The following is a 19,486-nucleotide window of genomic DNA, read 5'->3' as shown; positions in this document are numbered from 1 at the left end:
GGCCCCGGTGGGGGTGCCGCCGGCCGGGGTCGCCCCGACCGGGGTCCCGCCCGCCGGGGTGTGGCCCGGGCTCCGGGTGCCCCGGGCCGGGGTCGGCTGCCCCTTGGCGTACGTGGTCGGCTGCGAGAAGCCGGCCTGGCCGCTCGGCGGCGCGGGCGTCTGCCCCCCGTAGGTCGCACCGCTCTGGCCCGCTCCACCGGCCGGCGGCATCAGCGAGGTGGACGCGGCCGAGTGCTCGGTCGGCGGCTGCGGAACGCCGTACGCACCCCCGCCCTGCGCGCCCGGACGGCCGCCGGAGGTTCCTCCCGCAGCACCCGTGGCTCCACTCACCTGGTCCTCCCGCACTTCCCACCAGGACGGCGGCGCCGCCCTGCTTCGTCACTCGTCATCCAGCGCCCGGCGGGATTGCCCGGAACTGGTCGGCGTCCGGTGCCGCCGCATCCATACTCTGGACGCGGCGGCACCGGTCTGCGGTTCGGTTCAGGCCTCGACGTCTCCGTCGACCGCCGTCTCCGCTCCCTCGGCCGTCTCGGTGGACTCGGTACCCGCCACCTCGTCCTCCGCCGTCTCCTCGTCCTCGGCCTCCGCGTTGCGGGCCATGCCCACGACCGCGTCGCGCTTTCCGAGGTTGATCAGTTGGACGCCCATGGTGTCACGTCCGGTTTCACGAACCTCGGAAACCCTCGTGCGGATCACCCCACCCGAGAGGGTGATCGCCATGATCTCGTCGGATTCGTCGACCACGAGCGCGCCGACCAGCGAGCCCCGGCCCTCGACGATCTTCGCCGCCTTGGTGCCGTAGCCGCCGCGTCCCTGGACACGGTACTCGTCCACCCCGGTGCGCTTGGCGTAGCCGCCGTCCGTGGCGGTGAAGACGTAGGTGCCCGGACGGACGACGTTCATCGAGAGCAGTTCGTCGTCCTCGCGGAAGGCCATGCCCTTGACGCCGGAGGTGGCGCGGCCGGTCGGGCGCAGGGCGTCGTCGGTCGCGGTGAAGCGGATCGACTGGGCCTTCTTGGAGACCAGCAGCAGGTCGTCCTCGGCGGAGACCAGCTCGGCGCCGATCAGCTCGTCGTCCTGGCCCTCCTCGTCCTGGCGCAGGTTGATCGCGATCAGGCCGCCGGAGCGCGGCGAGTCGTAGTCCTTGAGCGCGGACTTCTTCACCAGGCCGGCCCGGGTGGCGAGGACCAGGTACGGCTTGTCCTCGTACGTCCGCACGGCCATCACCTGGGCGATGTGCTCGTCCGGCTGGAAGGCCAGCAGGTTGGCGACGTGCTGGCCGCGGGCGTCGCGCCCGGCGTCCGGCAGCTCGTAGCCCTTGGCGCGGTAGACCCGGCCCTTGTTGGTGAAGAACAGGATCCAGTTGTGGGTCGTCGTCACGAAGAAGTGGTCGACGATGTCGTCCTGCTTCAGCTGGGCACCGCGCACGCCCTTGCCGCCGCGCTTCTGCGAGCGGTAGAGGTCGGAGCGGGTCCGCTTGACGTAGCCGCCACGGGTGATCGTGACGACGATGTCCTCCTCGGCGATGAGGTCCTCGATGGAGAGGTCGCCGTCGGAGGGGATGAGGGTGGAGCGCCGCTCGTCGCCGTACTTGTCGACGATCGCGGTGAGCTCCTCGGAGATGATCTCCCGCTGGCGGACCGGCGAGGCCAGGATCGCGTTGTACTCGTCGATCTTGCGCTGGAGCTCGTCGTGCTCGTCCATGATCCGCTGGCGCTCGAGGGCGGCCAGTCGGCGCAGCTGCATCTCCAGGATCGCGTTGGCCTGGAGCTCGTCGATGTCGAGCAGGCCCATCAGGCCGGTGCGGGCGGCGTCGGCGCTGGCCGAGGCCCGGATCAGCGCGATGACCTCGTCGATCAGGTCCAGGGCCTTCAGCAGGGCGCGCAGGATGTGCGCGCGCTCCTCGGCCTTGCGCAGCCGGAAGGTGGTGCGCCGGACGATGACCTCGACCTGGTGGTTGACCCAGTGCCGGATGAAGGCGTCGAGCGACAGCGTGCGCGGCACGCCGTCGACCAGGGCCAGCATGTTGGCGCCGAAGTTGGTCTGCAGCTCGGTGTGCTTGTACAGGTTGTTCAGCACGACCTTGGCGACCGCGTCGCGCTTGAGCACGACCACCAGGCGGGTGCCGGTGCGGGACGAGGACTCGTCCCGGACGTCGGCGATGCCGGCGATCTTGCCGTCCTTGACCAGGTCGGCGATCTTCAGCGCGAGGTTGTCCGGGTTGACCTGGTACGGCAGCTCGGTGATCACCAGGCACTGGCGGCCCTGGATCTCCTCGACCTCGACCACGGCCCGCATGGTGACCGAGCCGCGGCCGGTGCGGTAGTAGTCGTCGATGCCGCGGCGGCCGACGATCAGCGCGCCGGTCGGGAAGTCGGGGCCCTTGATCCGCTCGACCAGGGCGTCCAGCAGCTCCTCGGCGGAGGCCTCCGGGTTCTCCAGGTACCAGAGCGCGCCGGAGGCGACCTCGCGGAGGTTGTGCGGCGGGATGTTGGTGGCCATGCCGACCGCGATGCCGGTGGCACCGTTGACCAGCAGGTTGGGGATGCGCGCGGGCAGGACGGTCGGCTCCTGCGAGCGGCCGTCGTAGTTGGGCGCGAAGTCGACGGTCTCCTCGTCGATGTCGCGCATCATCTCCATGGCCAGCGGCATCAGCTTGCACTCGGTGTAGCGCATCGCCGCCGCCGGGTCGTTGCCCGGGGAGCCGAAGTTGCCGTTGCCGTCCACCAGCGGCATCCGCAGCGACCACGGCTGGGCCAGGCGGACCACGGTGTCGTAGATCGAGGTGTCACCGTGCGGGTGGTAGTTGCCCATGACGTCGCCGACGACGCGGGCGCACTTGTAGTAGCCCTTCTCGGGCCGGTACCCGCCGTCGTACATCGCGTAGAGCACGCGGCGGTGCACCGGCTTGAGGCCGTCGCGGACCTCGGGGAGCGCCCGGCTGACGATCACGCTCATCGCGTAGTCGAGGTAGGAGCGCTGCATCTCGGTCTCGAGCTCGACCGGCTCGATCCGCATGGTCACCTGGGCGGTGCCCTCGGCTGCGGGGGTCTCGGGCTGTTCGCCTTCGGGACGGTTGTCGTCGACCACTGGTGGTCAGTTTCCTTTCACGCGGACTGGAACGTGCGGGGCCTGCGGTGCAGGCGTCACACGTCCAGGAAGCGAACGTCCTTGGCGTTGCGCTGGATGAAGGAGCGGCGCGCCTCGACGTCCTCGCCCATCAGCACGGAGAACAGCTCGTCGGCACGGGCGGCGTCCTCCAGGGTGACCTGGAGCAGCAGGCGGTGCTCGGCGTCCATGGTGGTGACCCGGAGCTCCTCGGCGTTCATCTCGCCGAGACCCTTGAAGCGCTGGATCGCGTCGTCCTTGGGCAGCCGGCGCCCGGCCTCCACCCCGGCCGCGATGAGCGCGTCGCGCTCGCGGTCGGAGTAGGCGTACTCGAAGTCGTCCTTGCCCCACTTGATCTTGTACAGCGGCGGCATGGCGAGGTAGACGTACCCGGACTCGACCAGCGGCCGCATGAAGCGGAACAGCAGGGTGAGCAGCAGGGTGCGGATGTGCTGTCCGTCGACGTCGGCGTCGGCCATCAGGACGATCTTGTGGTACCGCAGCTTGGACTCGTCGTAGTCCTCCTGGATGCCGCAGCCGAAGGCCGAGATGAGCGCCTGGACCTCGGTGTTCTGGAGGACCTTGTCGATCCGGGCCTTCTCGACGTTCAGGATCTTGCCGCGGATCGGCAGGATGGCCTGGGTGCGCGGGTCGCGGCCCTGCTTGGCCGAGCCGCCGGCGGAGTCACCCTCGACGATGAAGATCTCGCACTCGGACGGGTCCTTGGACTGGCAGTCCGAGAGCTTGCCCGGCAGCGAGGCGGACTCCAGCAGGCCCTTGCGGCGGGTCAGGTCGCGGGCCTTGCGGGCGGCGACGCGCGCGGTGGCGGCCTGGATGGACTTGCGGATGATGTCCGCGGCCTCGTTGGGGTTGCGGTCCAGCCAGTCGTTGAGGTGCTCGTGGACGACCTTCTGGACGAAGGTCTTGGCCTCGGTGTTGCCGAGCTTGTCCTTGGTCTGGCCCTCGAACTGGGGCTCGCCGAGCTTGACCGAGATGATCGCGGTCAGACCCTCGCGGATGTCCTCGCCGGAGAGGTTGTCGTCCTTCTCGCGGAGCAGCTTCTTGTCCCGCGCGTAGCGGTTGACCAGGCCGGTCAGCGCGGCGCGGAAGCCCTCCTCGTGGGTGCCGCCGCCGTGGGTGTGGATGGTGTTGGCGAAGCTGTAGACCCCCTCGGTGTAGGAGGAGTTCCACTGCATCGCGATCTCCACCGAGATCGCCTTGTCCTTGTCCTCCGCCTCGAAGTCGATCACCGAGGGGTGGACGACCTCGCCCTTGCGGGAGTTGAGGTGGGCGACGAAGTCGGCGATGCCGCCGTCGTACTTGTACGTGACGGTGAGCGGCTTGCCCTCCTCGTCCGCGTGCTCGGGGCGCTCGTCGGTCAGCGAGATCGACAGGCCCTTGTTGAGGAAGGCCATCTCCTGGAAGCGCCGGGAGAGCGTCTCGAAGGAGTAGACGGTGGTCTCGAAGATGTCGCCGTCGGCCCAGAAGGTCACCGTGGTGCCGGTGCGGTCGGTCTCCGCGCCCTTGACCAGGGGGGCGGTCGGCGCGCCCATCTTGTAGTCCTGGGTCCAGATGTGGCCGTCCCGGTGGATCTCCACCGAGAGCCGGGTGGACAGCGCGTTCACCACGGAGACGCCCACGCCGTGCAGACCGCCGGAGACGGCGTAGCCGCCGCCGCCGAACTTGCCGCCGGCGTGCAGGACGGTGAGCACGACCTCGACGGCGGGCTTGTCCTGGCCGGGGACGATGTCCACCGGGATGCCGCGGCCGTTGTCGACGCAGCGGATGGCGCCGTCGGCCATGATCGTGACGTCGATGGTGTCGGCGTGCCCGGCCATCGCCTCGTCGACGGAGTTGTCCACGACCTCCTGCACCAGGTGGTGCAGGCCGCGCTCGCCCGTCGAACCGATGTACATGCCGGGGCGCTTGCGGACGGCGTCGAGGCCTTCCAGCACCTGGATGTTGCTACCGGTGTAGGAAGCCTGCTCGGACTGGTCTGGGGTCTGGCTGGGGTTGCCGGAATCGGCCACGAAGCGCCCTCTCTGGCACAGCACGGGTCGCATGCCCACCCCGTACGGGCGGGCGTGCGACCACAGCGTTTCGACTCGGTTGCCACTAGCAACAGTGTTTGGCTTTCAGTCTACCGGTACGACTGACAGAGATGGGCGTTTGGCAGCCCTTGAGGGCAGATATGCCGCCCTGAATCCCCTCGGGACATGTCCCGATACTCGCCCGGGGGGCCCAGGGCGCCTGGAAGGGCTGTCAGGGGTTCCGGAAGATCGCCATCCGATCCGCGCCCCCGCCGGCCGTCCGAGGTCCCGATCAGCCCCAGGTGTCGCCCGGCCCCTTGCTCCCGGGCGCGCGCAGCCGGCCGTAGCCGCGGGCGGGCGCCGCGGGGCCGAGCACCTTGATGGTCCGGACCGTCCCGTGGCCCAGCTCGTGGTTCAGACGGGCCACCAACTGCCGTGCCAGCCAGCGTAGTTGGGTGGCCCAGGCGGTGGAGTCGCACTGCACGGTGAGCACCGCGGCGGCCTCGTCGTAGGAGGAGGGGTGGCAGTGCGCGGCGATGTCCGGGCCGACGATCTGCGGCCAGCGGCCCATCACCCCGCCGACGGCGGCCGAGGACTCCCAGCCGCGCTCGGTCAGCAGCCGGTTGAGCGCCGCGCCCAGCGGGACCGGGTCGCGGCCGTCCGAGCGGGCGCCGCTGCGCAGGCCGTGCCGCTTCGCCTCGCGCTTCTCCCGGACCTGCTCGCCGCGCTGACGGGCCTGGGCCCGGGCCGCGCGCAGCGCGGAGCGGGCGAGGTCGGCACCGGTCGGCGCCGGGGCACCGGGCTCGGGGGAGTGCTCCGCCGGCTCGCTCACGGCGATCTCCTTTCCCCAGCCTGTGGACAACGGTCGCGGTCGCGCGCCCGCCGAGCCGTCCAGCCTACGGGAGCCGCCGGGCCCCTCGGGCCGGGGCGGGGGCGCGCGGTGCGCGGAAGCGGTCGCGGTCCGGTGACGGCGGTGTGGTGGTGCGGGTGGAGGGGTGTGAAGCGGTGCGGGCGCGGGGGCGCGGTCAGGCGTCGACCCGGCGCACCGCGCCGTCGGAGACCGCGAACCGGGCGCCGGCCAGCGCCTTCGGCACGTCCTCGGCGACCGCCGCGGTCACCAGCACCTGCTCGCCGCCGGCCACCAGCTCGGCCAGCCGGTCCCGGCGGGCGGCGTCCAGCTCGGCGAACACGTCGTCCAGGATCAGCACCGGCTCGCCGCCGTCGGCGCGCAGCAGCTCGTACGAGGCCAGCCGCAGCGCCAGCGCGAACGACCAGGACTCGCCGTGGCTGGCGTAGCCCTTGGCGGGCAGCGGGCCGAGCTTGAGCCCCAGCTCGTCGCGGTGCGGGCCGACCAGGGTGACACCGCGCTCGACCTCCTGCTTGCGGACCGCCTGCAGCGCGTTCAGCAGCTGCTCCTCGGCCTGCTCACGGCTGGTCGGCAGCTCGCCCTCGAAGGAGCTGCGGTACTCCAGGGCGGTCTCGCCGCCGCCGGGGGCCAGCTGCCCGTACGCGGCCGCCACCAGGGGCTGCAGGGCGGCCACCAGCTGGATCCGGAAGGCCGTCAACTCGGCGCCGGCGCGGGCCAGATGGCCGTCCCAGACCTCCAGGGTGGACAGGTCGGCGCCCTTGCCGCCGCCGGCCCGGCGGGCCATCGCGGCGGTCTTCAGCAGGGCGTTGCGCTGCTTGAGCACCCGCTCGTAGTCCTGCCGCACCCCGGCCAGCCGGGGTGCCCGGGCGGTCAGCAGCTCGTCCAGGAAGCGCCGCCGCTCACCCGGGTCGCCCTTGACCAGGCTGAGGTCCTCGGGGGCGAACAGCACGGTGCGCAGCAGGCCCAGGACGTCCCGCGGGCGGACGTTGTCGGAGCGGTTGATCCGGGCCCGGTTGGCCTTGCCCGGGGTGAGCTCCAGCTCGATCAGGGTGGACCGGCCGCGGTCCACCACCGAGGTGCGGACCACCGCCCGCTCGGCGCCCAGCCGGATCAGCGGGGCGTCGGTGGCGACCCGGTGGCTGCCCAGGGTGGCCACGTAGCCGATCGCCTCGACCAGGTTGGTCTTGCCCTGGCCGTTGGGCCCCACGAAGGCGGTCACGCCCGGGTCGAGGGGAACCTCGGCCCGGGCGTACGACCGGAAGTCGGCGAGCGACAGGTGCGCGACGTGCATGGCTGTGGACTGCGCCCGCCTTCTTGGGGAGGACCTGCTGGTTACTTGGACTCGACCGCGTGGCCGCCGAACTGGTTGCGCAGCGCGGCGATCATCTTCATCTGCGGCGAGTCCTCCTGGCGGGAGGCGAAGCGGGCGAACAGCGAGGCGGTGATCGCCGGCAGCGGCACGGCGTGGTCGATCGCGGCCTCGACGGTCCAGCGGCCCTCGCCGGAGTCGGCGGCCCAGCCGCGCAGCTTGTCCAGGTGCTCGTCCTCGTCCAGGGCGCGGACGGCCAGGTCCAGCAGCCAGGAGCGGATGACGGTGCCCTCCTGCCAGCTGCGGAAGACGTCGCGCACGTCGGTGACCTCGGGGGCGGCCTCCAGCAGCTCCCAGCCCTCGGCGAAGGCCTGCATCATCGCGTACTCGATGCCGTTGTGGACCATCTTGGCGAAGTGGCCGGCGCCCACCGCGCCCGCGTGCACCGAGCCGAACTCGCCCTCGGGCTTGAGGGCGTCGAAGACCGGCTGGGCCTTCGCGACGTGCTCGGCGTCGCCGCCGTACATCAGCGCGTAGCCGTTCTCCAGGCCCCAGACGCCGCCGGAGACGCCGCAGTCCACGAAGCCGATGCCCTTGGCGGCCAGCGCCTCGGCGTGCTTGACGTCGTCGGTCCAGCGGGAGTTGCCGCCGTCGACCACCACGTCGCCGGGGGAGAGCAGCTCGGCGAGCTCGTCGACGGTCGCCTGGGTGGCGGCGCCCGCCGGGACCATGACCCAGACCACGCGCGGGCCCTGGAGCTTGCTGACGAGCTCCTGGAGGCTCTCGACGTCGGAGATGTCAGGGTTGCGGTCGTAGCCGATGACGGTGTGGCCGGCGCGGCGGATCCGCTCGCGCATGTTGCCGCCCATCTTGCCGAGACCGATGAGGCCGAGCTCCATGACCAAGTCCTTACCTGTGGTGACGTGCCTGCCGGCGGCGCCGTTGCCGCACTCCTTGAGCCTACGCGCTGGAGCGGCCCGGCCCGGCTGCGGTCGGGGCCGGCCGGGGGAGACGGCCACAGGCTGTGCACAGCGGGTGTGCACAGCCTGTGGACGAAGGACGGGCGGGATCAGCCGGAGAGGCGGACCGGCATGATCAGGTACTGGTAGGCCTTGTCCTCCTCGGCGTCCACCGAGACCTTGCCGCTGAGCAGCGCGGGCTTGGTCGGGGTGGTGAAGCTGAGCTGGGCGAAGGGGGAGTCGATGGCCTTGAGGCCCTCCTCCAGGTAGCCCGGGTTGAACGCGATCGAGATGGCGTCGCCCTCCAGGGAGGCCTCGATCCGCTCGGTGGCCTGGGCGTCGTCGCCCGAACCGGCCTCCAGCGTCAGCACGCCCTCCTCGAAGTTGAGGCGGACCGGGGTGTTGCGCTCGGCGACCAGCGAGACGCGCTTGAGCGCCTCCAGGAAGGGCTGGGTCTGGATCGCGGCGATCGCGTTGAACTCGGTCGGGAAGAGGCTGCGGAACTTGGGGAACTCGCCCTCCAGCAGCCGGGTGGTCGTCCGGCGGCCGGCGCCCTCGAAGCCGATCAGGCCCTCGCCCGCGCCGCCCGAGGAGAGCGCGATGGAGACGTTGTCGCCGCTGCCCAGGGACTTGGCGATGTCCTGGAGGGTCTTGGCCGGGACCAGCGCGACGGCGGAGATGTCCGACTGCTCGGGCTTCCACAGCAGCTCGCGGACGGCGAAGCGGTAGCGGTCGGTGGCGGCCAGGGTGATCCGGTCGCCCTCGATCTCGACCCGGACACCGGTGAGCACCGGGAGGGTGTCGTCCCGGCCGGCGGCGACCGCGGCCTGGCTGACGGCCGAGGCGAAGACGTCGCCGGAGACGGTGCCGGTGGCGGTCGGCATCTGGGGCAGCGCCGGGTACTCGTCCACCGGGAGGGTGGGGAGGGTGAACCGGGAGCTGCCGCAGACCACACTGACCCGCTGGCCGTCGGTGGAGATCTCCACCGGCCGGTTGGGGAGGTTGCGGGAGATGTCGTTCAGCAGCCGGCCGGAGACCAGGACGGTGCCGGCCTCCTCGACGTCCGCCTCCAGCTCGACCCGGGCCGAGACCTCGTAGTCGAAGCCCGACAGCGCCAGGCTGCCCTCCTGCGCGGTCAGCAGCAGGCCGGCCAGCACCGGCACCGGCGGCCGTGCCGGGAGGCTGCGGGCAGCCCAGGCCACCGCCTCCGCGAGGACGTCACGCTCCACCCGGAACTTCACCGGTAACCGCCTCCTGGATCGAGCGCTCCCGCTCGCACTCTGGTTCGTCTGATCTTGATCGTCGGTTCGGCTGTCCACCGAGCTCGGTCACTCCGCTTCCAGTCGCAAGGACAGTCTGACGTACTCCGCCGACAGACGGGGCAGACGGGCGGAAGCGACCCGAACTGTTGTCGGGGCCCGGTTGTCCACAGATTCGGGGCCCACCCACTTTGAAAGCAAGTCCGGGGTCTAAATGTGTAGTGGTAGTAGTAGGGCCTGTGGAAACCGTGGATAACCCCGTTTCCGCAGGTCAGAGCCCGAATTTTGTCCACAGCGGGTGTGGACGGCGGCTGTGGACGGGCAGGCCGCGCTGTGGACAGCCGAGCGTTACCCACAGGGCACGCAGGGTATCCACAGGTTATCCCCAGGGCTGTCCCCAGATCCGGGCCCGGTTATCCACGGGCGCCGGTCAACTTTACGTGACGCCTTTCACACCAGGGTATGAACGCCAGCCCACGGTTGTCGAACTGTGGACGCCGCTGTGGACAACCTGGGGATAACCGGCCCTCCCCTGGGGACAACCGGTGGATAACCCGGACGGCCCACTGTGGACCCGTCAATTGTCCACACCCTGTGGATAACCGTTGTGCACAAGTCCACAGGCACCTGACCTGCGCGGAAGAGCGTAGCGGCGACGGGCCTGTGGACGAATTCTGGATAACTCCGCACTCCCCACCCTGTGGACGGCGGCGGAGGGGCCCGTCCTGTGGACAACGGCCTTGCGCGCCCCCGGGTTTCGAATCACCGGTCAGTTGTTCGGCGCGGGCTGTGGACTGGCGGACCGTCCGTCGAGGGCATCCCTGCCCAGCCGGCGCGCGACGCACACCTGTGGACACGAGAAAGGGCGTCAGGATTCGCTCCTGACGCCCTTGGGGGCCCGTCTTCGGACCCGGGGCCCCGCCGTGCCTGCTCCGGCTAGCTCTTGATGCGGTTGGTGAGTTCGGTGACCTGGTTGTAGATCGAGCGCCGCTCGGCCATCAGCGAGCGGATCTTGCGGTCCGCGTGCATCACCGTGGTGTGGTCGCGGCCGCCGAACTGCGCGCCGATCTTCGGCAGCGAGAGGTCGGTGAGCTCGCGGCAGAGGTACATCGCGATCTGCCGGGCCGTCACCAGCACCCGGCTGCGCGAGGACCCGCAGAGGTCGTCCACGCCCAGGCCGAAGTAGGCGGCGGTCTGCTGCATGATGACCTGCGCGGTGATCTCCGGGCCGGCGTCCTCGTCCCCGCCCGGGATCAGGTCCTTGAGGACGATCCCGGCCAACTCCAGGTCCACCGGGGCCCGGTTGAGGTTGGCGAAGGCGGTCACCCGGATCAGCGCGCCCTCCAACTCCCGGATGTTGCGGGTGATCCGGGAGGCGATGAACTCCAACACGTCGGCGGGAGCGTTGAGTTGCTCCTGGATCGCCTTCTTGCGCAGGATCGCGATCCGGGTCTCCAGCTCCGGCGGGGTGACGTCGGTGATCAGACCCCACTCGAAGCGGTTGCGCAGCCGGTCCTCCAGCGTGGTCAGCAGCTTGGGCGGCCGGTCCGAGGAGAGGACGATCTGCTTGTTCGCGTTGTGCAGGGTGTTGAAGGTGTGGAAGAACTCCTCCTGCGTGGACTCCTTGCTCGCGAGGAACTGGATGTCGTCCACGAGCAGGATGTCCATGTCCCGGTAGCGGCGGCGGAAGGTGTCCGCCTTGCCGTCCCGGATCGAGTTGATGAACTCGTTGGTGAACTCCTCCGAGGACACGTAGCGCACCCGGGTGCCCGGGAAGAGACTGCGCGAGTAGTGCCCGATGGCGTGCAGCAGGTGGGTCTTGCCCAGCCCGGACTCGCCGTAGATGAAGAGCGGGTTGTACGCCTTGGCCGGGGCCTCGGCGACCGCCACCGCCGCCGCGTGCGCGAAGCGGTTGCTGGCGCCGATGACGAAGGTGTCGAACAGGTACTTGGGGTTCAGCCGGGCGGCCGGCTCGTCCTTGCGGGAGCCGCCGGCCGGGGGAGCGCCGGGCGGGGCGGGCACGCCGGGGACGCCGGGACGCTCGGCGGAGCGCTCCGGGGCGGCCTTCTCGGCCGGGCGGCCGCCGGTGGGGCGGGAGCCGCCGGCCCGACGGCCGGCGCCGGTGCGGGGCTGCTCGTTCGGGCCGGGGCCGTAGGCGCCGCCGAAGAGGTCGCCCTGGGTGGTCGCGGGCGGGCCGGGGACGGGCCGCGGCGCCGGACGGGACGCGGGCTCCTCCGCGTCGCGGTAGCCGGGCGGCTGCTCCTGGTAGCCCTGCCAGCCGGGCCCGCCGCCGGGGCCGCCGTACGGGGCCTGGCGCTGCTCGTAGCCGCCGGTGTCGTAGCGGGGGCGCTCGTAGTCCTGCTCGTACCCCTGGCCCTGCTCGTACGGCTGCGGCTGCTCGTAGGGCTGGCCGTGCTCGTACGGCTGCTGGTAGCCCTGGCCGCCGTAGCCGGGGGCGTCGTCCTCGGCCGGGCCCGGGTAGGGCTCGGCGGGGGCCTGGGGGGCGGGCGCGGGGGTGGTCGGCACCGCGTTGGCGTCGACCATCACGGCGATCCGGACCGGGCGGCTGAGCTCACGGCTGAGGGCCTCGGTCAGCTGCGGCAGCAGCCGGCCCTCCAGCACCTGCTTGGCCCGCTCGTTCGGGGTCGCCAGCAGGGCGGTGTCGTGCATCATCCACATCGGCTGGGTGCGCTGCACCCACTGTTTGTCCATCTCCCCGACATCGGGGTCGGCGACCAGCCGCTCGACGACCCTGGCCCAGACCGGGACGAGGTCGCTGTTGACATCAGCCACTGGTGCACGCTTTCCAAGAACAAACCAGACAAGTTCTGCAACGGTAGTCAGCGAACAGGGACGGATCAAGTCGTTGTCCACAGGCTGTGGGTAAGACGGGCGGGAGACGGCTGGTTTGACCCCCGTGCCCCGTCCCGCGTACCGTAACCAGGTCGAGTTGTCGATGGCCGCTGCCGCATGTCCGCGGGTCCACCCGCTCCATAAGGCGCGCAGCACGGGCGCCGTGGATTGCCTCAAACCCCAGCCGAACTGGGGCGATGGGCCGGATTTCCGAATCAGGGGAGATCACGCGGACGCACGGTGACGGCCAAGCGATTCCCCGTCATCCTACGATTCACCTCAGGAGCCCCCGAGTGAGCAAGCGCACCTTCCAGCCGAACAACCGTCGTCGCGCGAAGACCCACGGCTTCCGGCTGCGTATGCGTACCCGCGCCGGCCGCGCCATCCTGGCCGCCCGCCGTGGCAAGGGCCGCAGCAGCCTGTCCGCCTGATCCGCGCCAGAGTCTGTTGTGCTGCCCTCCGAGAATCGGCTGCGGCGGCGCCAGGACTTCGCGACCGCGGTGAAACGCGGTCGCCGGGCCGGCCGGCCCCTTCTGGTCGTCCATCTCAGCAGAGACGGTGACCCGCAGGGGCAGACCGACCGGACCAGCGACTCCCGCCCGCACGTCGCCGAGGGGACTCCTTCGGCGCGTGCGGGTTTCGTCGTGAGCAAGGCCGTTGGCCCGGCGGTCGTTCGCAACCTGGTCAAGCGCCGGTTGCGCCATCTCGTTCGTGATCGTCTCTCCAGGCTGCCCGCCGGTAGCCTGATAGTGGTGCGTGCGCTGCCCCAGGCCGCGACCGCCTCGTACCAGGACCTCGAACGTGACCTGGACGCGGCACTGAAGCGGTTGCTGAGGACGGAGCCCGCCGCCACGGCGCCGACGGGAGCAGGTCGATGAAGTACCTGCTGATGGGTCTGATCAGGGTCTACCAGTGGACCATCAGCCCACTGCTCGGTCCGGTCTGCCGTTACTACCCCTCCTGCTCGCACTACGGCTACGAGGCCGTGAAGGTGCACGGAGCGGTCAAGGGCGGCGGGCTGACCGTGTGGCGCATCCTGCGCTGCAATCCGTGGACGCCCGGTGGGGTCGATCATGTCCCGCCGCGCAAGCATCCGGTGTGGCACCGGCGGTTGCGAGACTGGCTGAAGAGCCGGTCCGCCACCGGAGACCCGGTGACCGCCACCCCCGCCGGTCCGGACCCCGAGGGCCCGGCGACCATTGGCCCCGTGCGGCCAATCCACCTGTCCAAGGAGCCTGACCGGTGACCTTCTCCTTCCTGAATCCCCTGTACACAGCGGTGTCCTGGATCATCGTCCAGTTCCACTCGCTGTACAGCCACATCTTCAACCCGGACGGTGGCTGGGCCTGGGGTCTCGCCATCGCCTCGATGGTGGTCGTCATCCGGATCTGCCTGATCCCGCTCTTCGTGAAGCAGATCAAGGCGACCCGGGCCATGCAGGCGATCCAGCCGAAGATGAAGGCCATCCAGGAGCGCTACAAGAACGACCGGCAGCGCCAGTCCGAAGAGATGATGAAGCTGTACAAGGAGGCGGGTACCAACCCGTTCTCCAGCTGCCTTCCCATCATCGTGCAGGCGCCGTTCTTCACCGCGCTCTACGGGGTGCTCGCCAAGGTCGCCAAGGGCCAGGACATCGGCGTCATCCACGGTGACCTGCTGGTGAGCGCCGGCAAGGCGCACATCTTCGGTGCCCCGCTCTCCGCGACCTTCGTGGGCAGCCCCGAGACCAGCGTCAAGATCGTCACCGCCGTGATGATCATCCTGATGTCGCTGTCGCAGTTCGTCACCCAGCGCCAGCTGATGACCAAGAACGTCGACCTCTCGGTGAAGACGCCGTTCATGCAGCAGCAGAAGATGCTGATGTACGTCTTCCCGATCATGTTCGCCGTGATGGGCATCAACTTCCCGGTCGGTGTCCTGGTCTACTGGCTGACCACCAACGTCTGGTCGATGGGCCAGCAGCTGGTCGTGATCCACAACAACCCGACCCCGGGCAGCAAGGCCTTCGAGGAGCGTCAGGCCCGTCTGAAGAAGGCCGGCCGGCTGCGTCCGGACGGTACGGAGATCAAGGGCGCGCTCTGGGGCATGCTGCCCCCGTCCAAGGCGGCCGTCAGCGAGGCGGCCAGCGCCGCCGCGGTGGTCGAGGAGTCGGTGCAGGTGCGCCGCCAGCAGCCCCGTCGGCAGAGCAAGGCCCAGCGCCAGCAGGCCGGTGTCGGACAGCCGACCGGCGAGCCGGACAAGGACAGCCAGGCGGAGGAAGCCGCCGACACGGCTCCGTCCGACAGCGTGCCGTCCGACTCCGGTGCCAAGCCGGCGGCCGCCAAGCAGGCCGCGGCGAAGCCCGCCGGTACCAAGCAGGGCACCCGGCAGCAGCCGAAGCGCGGTGGCGGCCAGCGGCCGAAGAAGAAGTCCTGACCGGTCCCGAGCCCGTTGTGACCGCCGCGAAGAGCTTCGTCCCCGGCCCGACAGACGGGCCCATCTCCGAAGGAGTCCATCAGTGACGGAAGGCACCACCTCCGCCGTCGAGGCCGAGGCCGCCGCCAGCGCCGACGAGAGCCTCATCTCCCGCCTGGAGCAGGAGGGCGACATCGCGGCGGACTACCTGGAGGGTCTGCTCGACATCGCGGACCTCGACGGTGACATCGACATGGACGTCGAGGGCGACCGCGCCCTGGTCTCCATCGTCAGCGACGGCAACGACCGTGCGCTGCAGCGCCTGGTCGGCCAGGACGGCGAGGTGCTGGAGGCCCTCCAGGAGCTGACCCGGTTGGCTGTCCACCGGGAGACCGGCGAGCGCAGCCGCCTCATGCTGGACATTGCCGGCTTCCGGGCCCGCAAGCGCGAGGAGCTGGCGGTGCTCGGCGCCCAGGCCGCCGAGCAGGCCAAGAGCAGTGGCGAGCAGGTCAAGCTGCGGCCGATGACTCCCTTCGAGCGCAAGGTCGTCCACGACGCGGTCGCCGCGGCCGGCCTGCGCAGCGAGTCCGAGGGCGAAGAGCCCCAGCGGTTCGTGGTCGTGCTGCCGGTCTGAGGCCGACAGGTCGACGACCGGCCGCCGCGGCGGCCGGAGAGCTTCACCGGACGCGACCCCGTCCGCCTCGTGCGGGCGGGGTCGTCGTCCCTTCTGGGATGTTTCACGTGAAACAGTGCGTTGAGCGGGTCGGTGGATCCGGGGATCGGAGAGGTCGAGATGGACACGGAGAACGCGGCTGCCGGCCGGCCGGGGGCGGACGTGGACCCGGCCGCTGAGGGGCCGGCCACCGAGCTGGAGCACCCTGGCGAGGCACCGGCTGCCGCCCGGGAGGTCTTCGGGGAGCGCTACGACGCCGCGGTCCGCTACACCGAGCTGCTGGCCACCGCGGGCGTGCAGCGCGGGCTGATCGGGCCCCGCGAGGTGCCCCGGCTCTGGGACCGCCACGTGCTGAACTGCGCGGTGCTGGCCGAGCTGCTGCCCTCCGGCATCACCCTGTGCGACGTCGGCTCCGGGGCCGGCCTGCCGGGCATCCCGGTGGCGCTGGCCCGTCCGGACGTCTCGGTGACGCTGCTGGAGCCGCTGCTGCGCCGGACCACCTTCCTGGAGGAGGTCGTCCGGGAGCTGGGGCTGGACAACGTCACGGTGCTGCGCGGCCGCGCCGAGGAGATGGTCGGCAAGCTCGCGGTGGACGTGGTGACCGCCCGGGCGGTGGCGCCGCTGGAGCGGCTGGCCGGCTGGGGCATGCCGCTGCTGCGCCCGCACGGGCAGATGCTGGCGCTCAAGGGGGACAGCGCGGAGCAGGAGCTGGCCGACTCGCGGGCCGGACTGGCCAAGCTGGGTGCGGTCGAGTGGAGCGTCATCGCCGTCGGCGAGGGCACCCTGGAGACCTCGACCCGGGTGGTCCAGGTGAAGGCGGGGGAGAGCCCCGGCGGGGTGAAGGCGGCCACCCGGCGCGCCAAGGCGGCCCGGGCGGGCCGCACCGCGAGCGTCCGGAACGGCGAGCGCGGCCGGGGCGGACGGCGCCGCGGACGCTGATCGGGCGTGACGTCGGGCACCTGACGACCACGGGCGGACGGGCCTCCTGCGAGGGGGGAACGTCCGCCCGTCGTCGTTCAGGTGTCGGTGGGGTCGACGGCTGGACACCGGAGTGTCGCAACGTCAGATTTCCGGCATAGCGGGCATGGTGTTTCCCGTGAAACGTCGCTCCTTGCTCTCGGGCATCCTCCGCCGTGACCGGGCGGCGACTGTTGCCGCTCCGGTTTCACGTGAAACACTGACCCCCATGCAGGACTCGGAGACCGTCGACCAGATCGATGACACGCCCATCGCGCGGGCCGCCCAGGCCGCGGTCCGGGCGATCGGCCGAGCGGGTGAGGGACTGCCCCGGCCGGCCGCCACCCGGGTGATCGTGGTCGCCAACCAGAAGGGTGGGGTGGGCAAGACCACCACCACCGTGAACATGGCCGCCTCCCTCGCCATGCACGGCCTGCGCGTCCTGGTCGTCGACCTCGACCCGCAGGGCAACGCCTCCACGGCGCTCGGCATCGACCACCACGCCGAGGTGCCGTCCATCTACGACGTCCTGGTGGAGGGCAAGCCGCTGGCCGACGTGGTGCAGCCGGTGCACGACGTCGAGGGGCTGTTCTGCGTCCCCGCCACCATCGACCTGGCCGGCGCCGAGATCGAGCTGGTCTCCCTGGTGGCCCGGGAGAGCCGGCTCCAGCGCGCCATCACCGCCTACGAGCAGCCGCTCGACTACATCCTGATCGACTGTCCGCCCTCGCTGGGCCTGTTGACGGTCAACGCCATGGTCGCCGGCCAGGAGGTGATGATCCCGATCCAGTGCGAGTACTACGCGTTGGAGGGCCTCGGCCAGCTGCTGCGCAACGTCGAGCTGGTGCGCGCGCACCTCAACCCCGCACTGCACGTGTCGACCATCCTGCTCACCATGTACGACGCCCGGACGAGGCTGGCCGCCCAGGTCGCCGAGGAGGTCCGGACCCACTTCCACCAAGAGGTGCTGAGCACGGCGATCCCGCGGTCGGTGCGCATCTCGGAGGCGCCCAGTTACGGGCAGACGGTGCTCACCTACGACCCGGGGTCGACCGGGGCGCTCTCCTACCTGGAGGCCGCCCGCGAGCTCGCGCAGCGTGCGGTGGGCCCGGGCGGCTCGCTGGTGGGTCAGCAGCGGGACGGCCAGCAGGGGCACGGCGCCCCGGTGGCACAGCACGGTACGACGGAGGGTCATCAGTGAGTGCTCGCAGGGTTGGTCTGGGTCGAGGGCTGGAGGCGCTGATCCGCCCCGCCGCGCCGGTGGACGGCGGGGTGGAGGCGAAGACTGCGGCAGCCGTGCCCGCACCGGCCCCGGTGACGCCGCTGCCGAGTGTCCGCGGCACGGTGGCGGCCAGGGCGGCCGCCGAGAAGCGGGCCGAGCAGGCGCAGCCGGCCGGCGCGTACTTCGCCGAGCTGCCGCTGGACGCGATCACCCCCAATCCGCGCCAGCCGCGTGAGGTCTTCGACGAGGACAAGCTGGCCGAGCTGGTCACCTCCATCAAGGAGGTCGGTCTGCTCCAGCCGATCGTGGTCCGCCAGGTCGGCGTGGACAGCTTCGAGCTGATCATGGGCGAGCGCCGCTGGCGCGCCTCCCGGGAGGCCGGGCTGGAGCGGATCCCGGCGATCGTCCGGGCCACCGAGGACGACAAGCTGCTGCTGGACGCCCTCCTGGAGAACCTGCACCGCGCCGAGCTGAACCCGGTGGAGGAGGCCGCCGCCTACGACCAGCTGCTGCGGGACTTCTCCTGCACCCACGAGGAGCTGGCCGATCGGATCGGCCGCTCGCGGACGCACGTCTCCAACACCCTGCGGCTGATGAAGCTCCCGCCCTCCGTCCAGACCCGGCTGGTGGCCGGGACGCTGATGGCCGGGCACGCCCGGGCGCTGCTCGGCCTGTCGGACCCGGAGCAGCAGGAGCGGTTGGCCGCGCGGGTGATCGCCGAGGGCCTCACGGTGCGCAACGTCGAGGAGCTCGTCGTGCTGATGCGCTCGGAGGAGCCGGAGCAGCCCAGGCGCCAGGCGCCGAAGGCGGGCAAGCTGAACTCCCCGGCCTTCAACGACCTGGCGAGCCGGCTGTCCGACCGCTTCGACACCCGGGTCAAGGTCGAGGTGTCGCAGCGCGGCGGCAGGCTGGGCAAGGGCAAGGTGGTGCTGGAGTTCGGCTCGGTCGAGGACCTGAACCGGATCCTGGACAGCATGGCCCCGGGGGAGGACGGTCTGCGGCTGTCGCAGGGCTGAGCCGGCCCGGCCGGCCGAGGGCGACGACCCGATGGGTGCGTGTTCCACGTGAGCGCTGTTTCACGTGAAACATGCACCCATCGGCGTTCGTGGGGGAATGCTCGACCGTGAGAGGGAGGAGGAGGTGCGGCCATGGGACGGCGGATCGTTCCGCTGACGCTGGACAACCTCGGGGACCTACCGGCCGGCTGCCGCTCCTGCGTGTTCTGGGAGCTGGACCCGGTCAGTGCGAAGGAAGCGGTGGAGTCGGGCAAGCCGGAGCTGGAGAAGGAGGGGTGGATCTCCACGGTGCTGCTGGAGTGGGGCTCCTGCGGCCGGATCGTCTACGTGGACGACCGGCCCGCCGGGTTCGTGCTGTACGCGCCGCCCGCCTACGTCCCCCGCTCGCAGTCCTTCCCGACCAGTCCGGTCTCGCCCGACGCCGTCCAGCTGATGGTCAGCCGGGTGCTGCCGGGCTACCAGCGCCAGGGGATCGGCCGGGTGCTGGTGCAGACCGTGGCCAAGGACCTGATCGGGCGCGGGGTGCGGGCGATCGAGGCCTTCGGCTCCTCCGGGCGGGCGCCGACCAGTTGCGTGCTGCCGGCCGACCACCTGCTCGCGGTCGGCTTCAGGACCGTCCGCCCGCACTCGCGCTACCCGCGGCTGCGGCTGGAGGCGCGGACCACGCTCTCCTGGCGGGGCGACGTGGAGGGGGCGCTGGAGCGGCTGCTGGGCGGCGGGCGCAAGGAGCCGGTGCTGCCCTTCTAGGGCCTGTGTGATGTTGTGATCAGTTGGGTGGTCGCACGAGGTCGTCTATCCAGATCATTGAGGCGCGGAGGTGGAGGCCTGCGAGGTAGCT

Annotated in this window: 16 protein-coding genes and 1 pseudogene; 9 read left to right on the top strand and 8 right to left on the bottom strand. The window is 71.0% G+C overall.

The features are described from left to right. The 8 genes and pseudogenes from ACFU7Z_RS16285 to dnaA form a co-directional block, all read right to left on the bottom strand. Positions 1–330, bottom strand: a pseudogene (locus ACFU7Z_RS16285) (hypothetical protein); the annotation flags it as partial. 150 nt (positions 331–480) lie between these two features. Continuing rightward, a complete protein-coding gene (gene gyrA, locus ACFU7Z_RS16280) occupies positions 481–3,090 on the bottom strand; it encodes a DNA gyrase subunit A (protein WP_049654618.1) in 2,610 nt (869 codons plus the stop codon). 56 nt (positions 3,091–3,146) lie between these two features. Further along, positions 3,147–5,171 (bottom strand): DNA topoisomerase (ATP-hydrolyzing) subunit B, encoded by a 2,025-nt coding sequence (gene gyrB / locus ACFU7Z_RS16275; protein ID WP_369808323.1) that lies wholly within the window; start codon positions 5,169–5,171, stop codon positions 3,147–3,149. A gap of 259 nt (positions 5,172–5,430) precedes the next feature. After that, positions 5,431–5,970, bottom strand: a complete 540-nt coding sequence (locus tag ACFU7Z_RS16270; RefSeq protein ID WP_049654619.1) for a DUF721 domain-containing protein — start codon at positions 5,968–5,970, stop codon at positions 5,431–5,433. Between the two features lie 193 nt (positions 5,971–6,163). After that, on the bottom strand, positions 6,164–7,297 hold the full coding sequence (gene recF / locus ACFU7Z_RS16265) for a DNA replication/repair protein RecF (RefSeq protein WP_049654621.1): 1,134 nt from the start codon (positions 7,295–7,297) through the stop codon (positions 6,164–6,166). A 41-nt stretch (positions 7,298–7,338) separates the two neighbouring features. Further along, positions 7,339–8,214 (bottom strand): phosphogluconate dehydrogenase (NAD(+)-dependent, decarboxylating), encoded by an 876-nt coding sequence (gnd, locus tag ACFU7Z_RS16260; RefSeq protein WP_049654622.1) that lies wholly within the window; start codon positions 8,212–8,214, stop codon positions 7,339–7,341. Between the two features lie 170 nt (positions 8,215–8,384). Beyond that, complete coding sequence (gene dnaN / locus ACFU7Z_RS16255; RefSeq protein ID WP_074001900.1) at positions 8,385–9,515, bottom strand: DNA polymerase III subunit beta; 1,131 nt, start codon at positions 9,513–9,515, stop codon at positions 8,385–8,387. Between the two features lie 954 nt (positions 9,516–10,469). Beyond that, complete coding sequence (gene dnaA / locus ACFU7Z_RS16250; RefSeq protein ID WP_380777895.1) at positions 10,470–12,326, bottom strand: chromosomal replication initiator protein DnaA; 1,857 nt, start codon at positions 12,324–12,326, stop codon at positions 10,470–10,472. 353 nt (positions 12,327–12,679) lie between these two features. Here dnaA and rpmH point away from each other — a divergent pair, with 353 nt between their 5' ends. From rpmH to ACFU7Z_RS16205, 9 genes are all read left to right on the top strand, one after another. Then, positions 12,680–12,817 carry a 50S ribosomal protein L34 gene (gene rpmH, locus ACFU7Z_RS16245; RefSeq protein ID WP_030305394.1) on the top strand — a complete coding sequence of 46 codons (138 nt, stop codon included), beginning with the start codon at positions 12,680–12,682 and terminating at the stop codon, positions 12,815–12,817. Between the two features lie 18 nt (positions 12,818–12,835). Next, on the top strand, positions 12,836–13,264 hold the full coding sequence (gene rnpA / locus ACFU7Z_RS16240; RefSeq protein WP_049655849.1) for a ribonuclease P protein component: 429 nt from the start codon (positions 12,836–12,838) through the stop codon (positions 13,262–13,264). Then, positions 13,261–13,632, top strand: a complete 372-nt coding sequence (yidD, locus tag ACFU7Z_RS16235; RefSeq protein ID WP_049655851.1) for a membrane protein insertion efficiency factor YidD — start codon at positions 13,261–13,263, stop codon at positions 13,630–13,632. Before rnpA ends, yidD begins: the two co-directional genes overlap by 4 nt. Further along, positions 13,629–14,801, top strand: a complete 1,173-nt coding sequence (gene yidC, locus ACFU7Z_RS16230) for a membrane protein insertase YidC (RefSeq protein WP_049655853.1) — start codon at positions 13,629–13,631, stop codon at positions 14,799–14,801. Before yidD ends, yidC begins: the two co-directional genes overlap by 4 nt. A gap of 82 nt (positions 14,802–14,883) precedes the next feature. Next, positions 14,884–15,414: a R3H domain-containing nucleic acid-binding protein gene (locus ACFU7Z_RS16225; RefSeq protein ID WP_049655854.1), complete on the top strand. Its 531-nt coding sequence runs from the start codon at positions 14,884–14,886 to the stop codon at positions 15,412–15,414. Positions 15,415–15,573: 159 nt separating this feature from the next. Next, complete coding sequence (gene rsmG, locus ACFU7Z_RS16220; protein ID WP_079271995.1) at positions 15,574–16,392, top strand: 16S rRNA (guanine(527)-N(7))-methyltransferase RsmG; 819 nt, start codon at positions 15,574–15,576, stop codon at positions 16,390–16,392. A 247-nt stretch (positions 16,393–16,639) separates the two neighbouring features. Further along, entirely contained in the window at positions 16,640–17,611 is a 972-nt protein-coding gene (locus ACFU7Z_RS16215) for a ParA family protein (RefSeq protein ID WP_234348544.1), read from the top strand. Next, positions 17,608–18,648, top strand: a complete 1,041-nt coding sequence (locus ACFU7Z_RS16210) for a ParB/RepB/Spo0J family partition protein (protein WP_074001897.1) — start codon at positions 17,608–17,610, stop codon at positions 18,646–18,648. The genes ACFU7Z_RS16215 and ACFU7Z_RS16210 overlap by 4 nt, the downstream gene beginning before the upstream one ends. Positions 18,649–18,780: 132 nt before the next feature. After that, the gene (locus ACFU7Z_RS16205; protein ID WP_049655856.1) at positions 18,781–19,395 is read left to right on the top strand and encodes a GNAT family N-acetyltransferase; all 615 of its coding nucleotides are present in this window, start codon (positions 18,781–18,783) and stop codon (positions 19,393–19,395) included. Positions 19,396–19,486 lie beyond the last annotated feature (91 nt).

The organism is Kitasatospora sp. NPDC057518 (assembly GCF_042802075.1).
Classification (GTDB): domain Bacteria; phylum Actinomycetota; class Actinomycetes; order Streptomycetales; family Streptomycetaceae; genus Kitasatospora.
This window is presented reverse-complemented; position numbering and strand designations above follow the sequence as displayed.

Coding starts and splice junctions, on each gene's coding strand:
- ACFU7Z_RS16215 (WP_234348544.1), top strand. CDS start 16,640: ATGCAGGACTCGGAGACCGTCGACCAGATCGATGACACGCCCATCGCG.
- recF (WP_049654621.1), bottom strand. CDS start 7,297: ATGCACGTCGCGCACCTGTCGCTCGCCGACTTCCGGTCGTACGCCCGG.
- gyrB (WP_369808323.1), bottom strand. CDS start 5,171: ATGCGACCCGTGCTGTGCCAGAGAGGGCGCTTCGTGGCCGATTCCGGC.
- yidD (WP_049655851.1), top strand. CDS start 13,261: ATGAAGTACCTGCTGATGGGTCTGATCAGGGTCTACCAGTGGACCATC.
- gnd (WP_049654622.1), bottom strand. CDS start 8,214: ATGGAGCTCGGCCTCATCGGTCTCGGCAAGATGGGCGGCAACATGCGC.
- ACFU7Z_RS16205 (WP_049655856.1), top strand. CDS start 18,781: ATGGGACGGCGGATCGTTCCGCTGACGCTGGACAACCTCGGGGACCTA.
- rsmG (WP_079271995.1), top strand. CDS start 15,574: ATGGACACGGAGAACGCGGCTGCCGGCCGGCCGGGGGCGGACGTGGAC.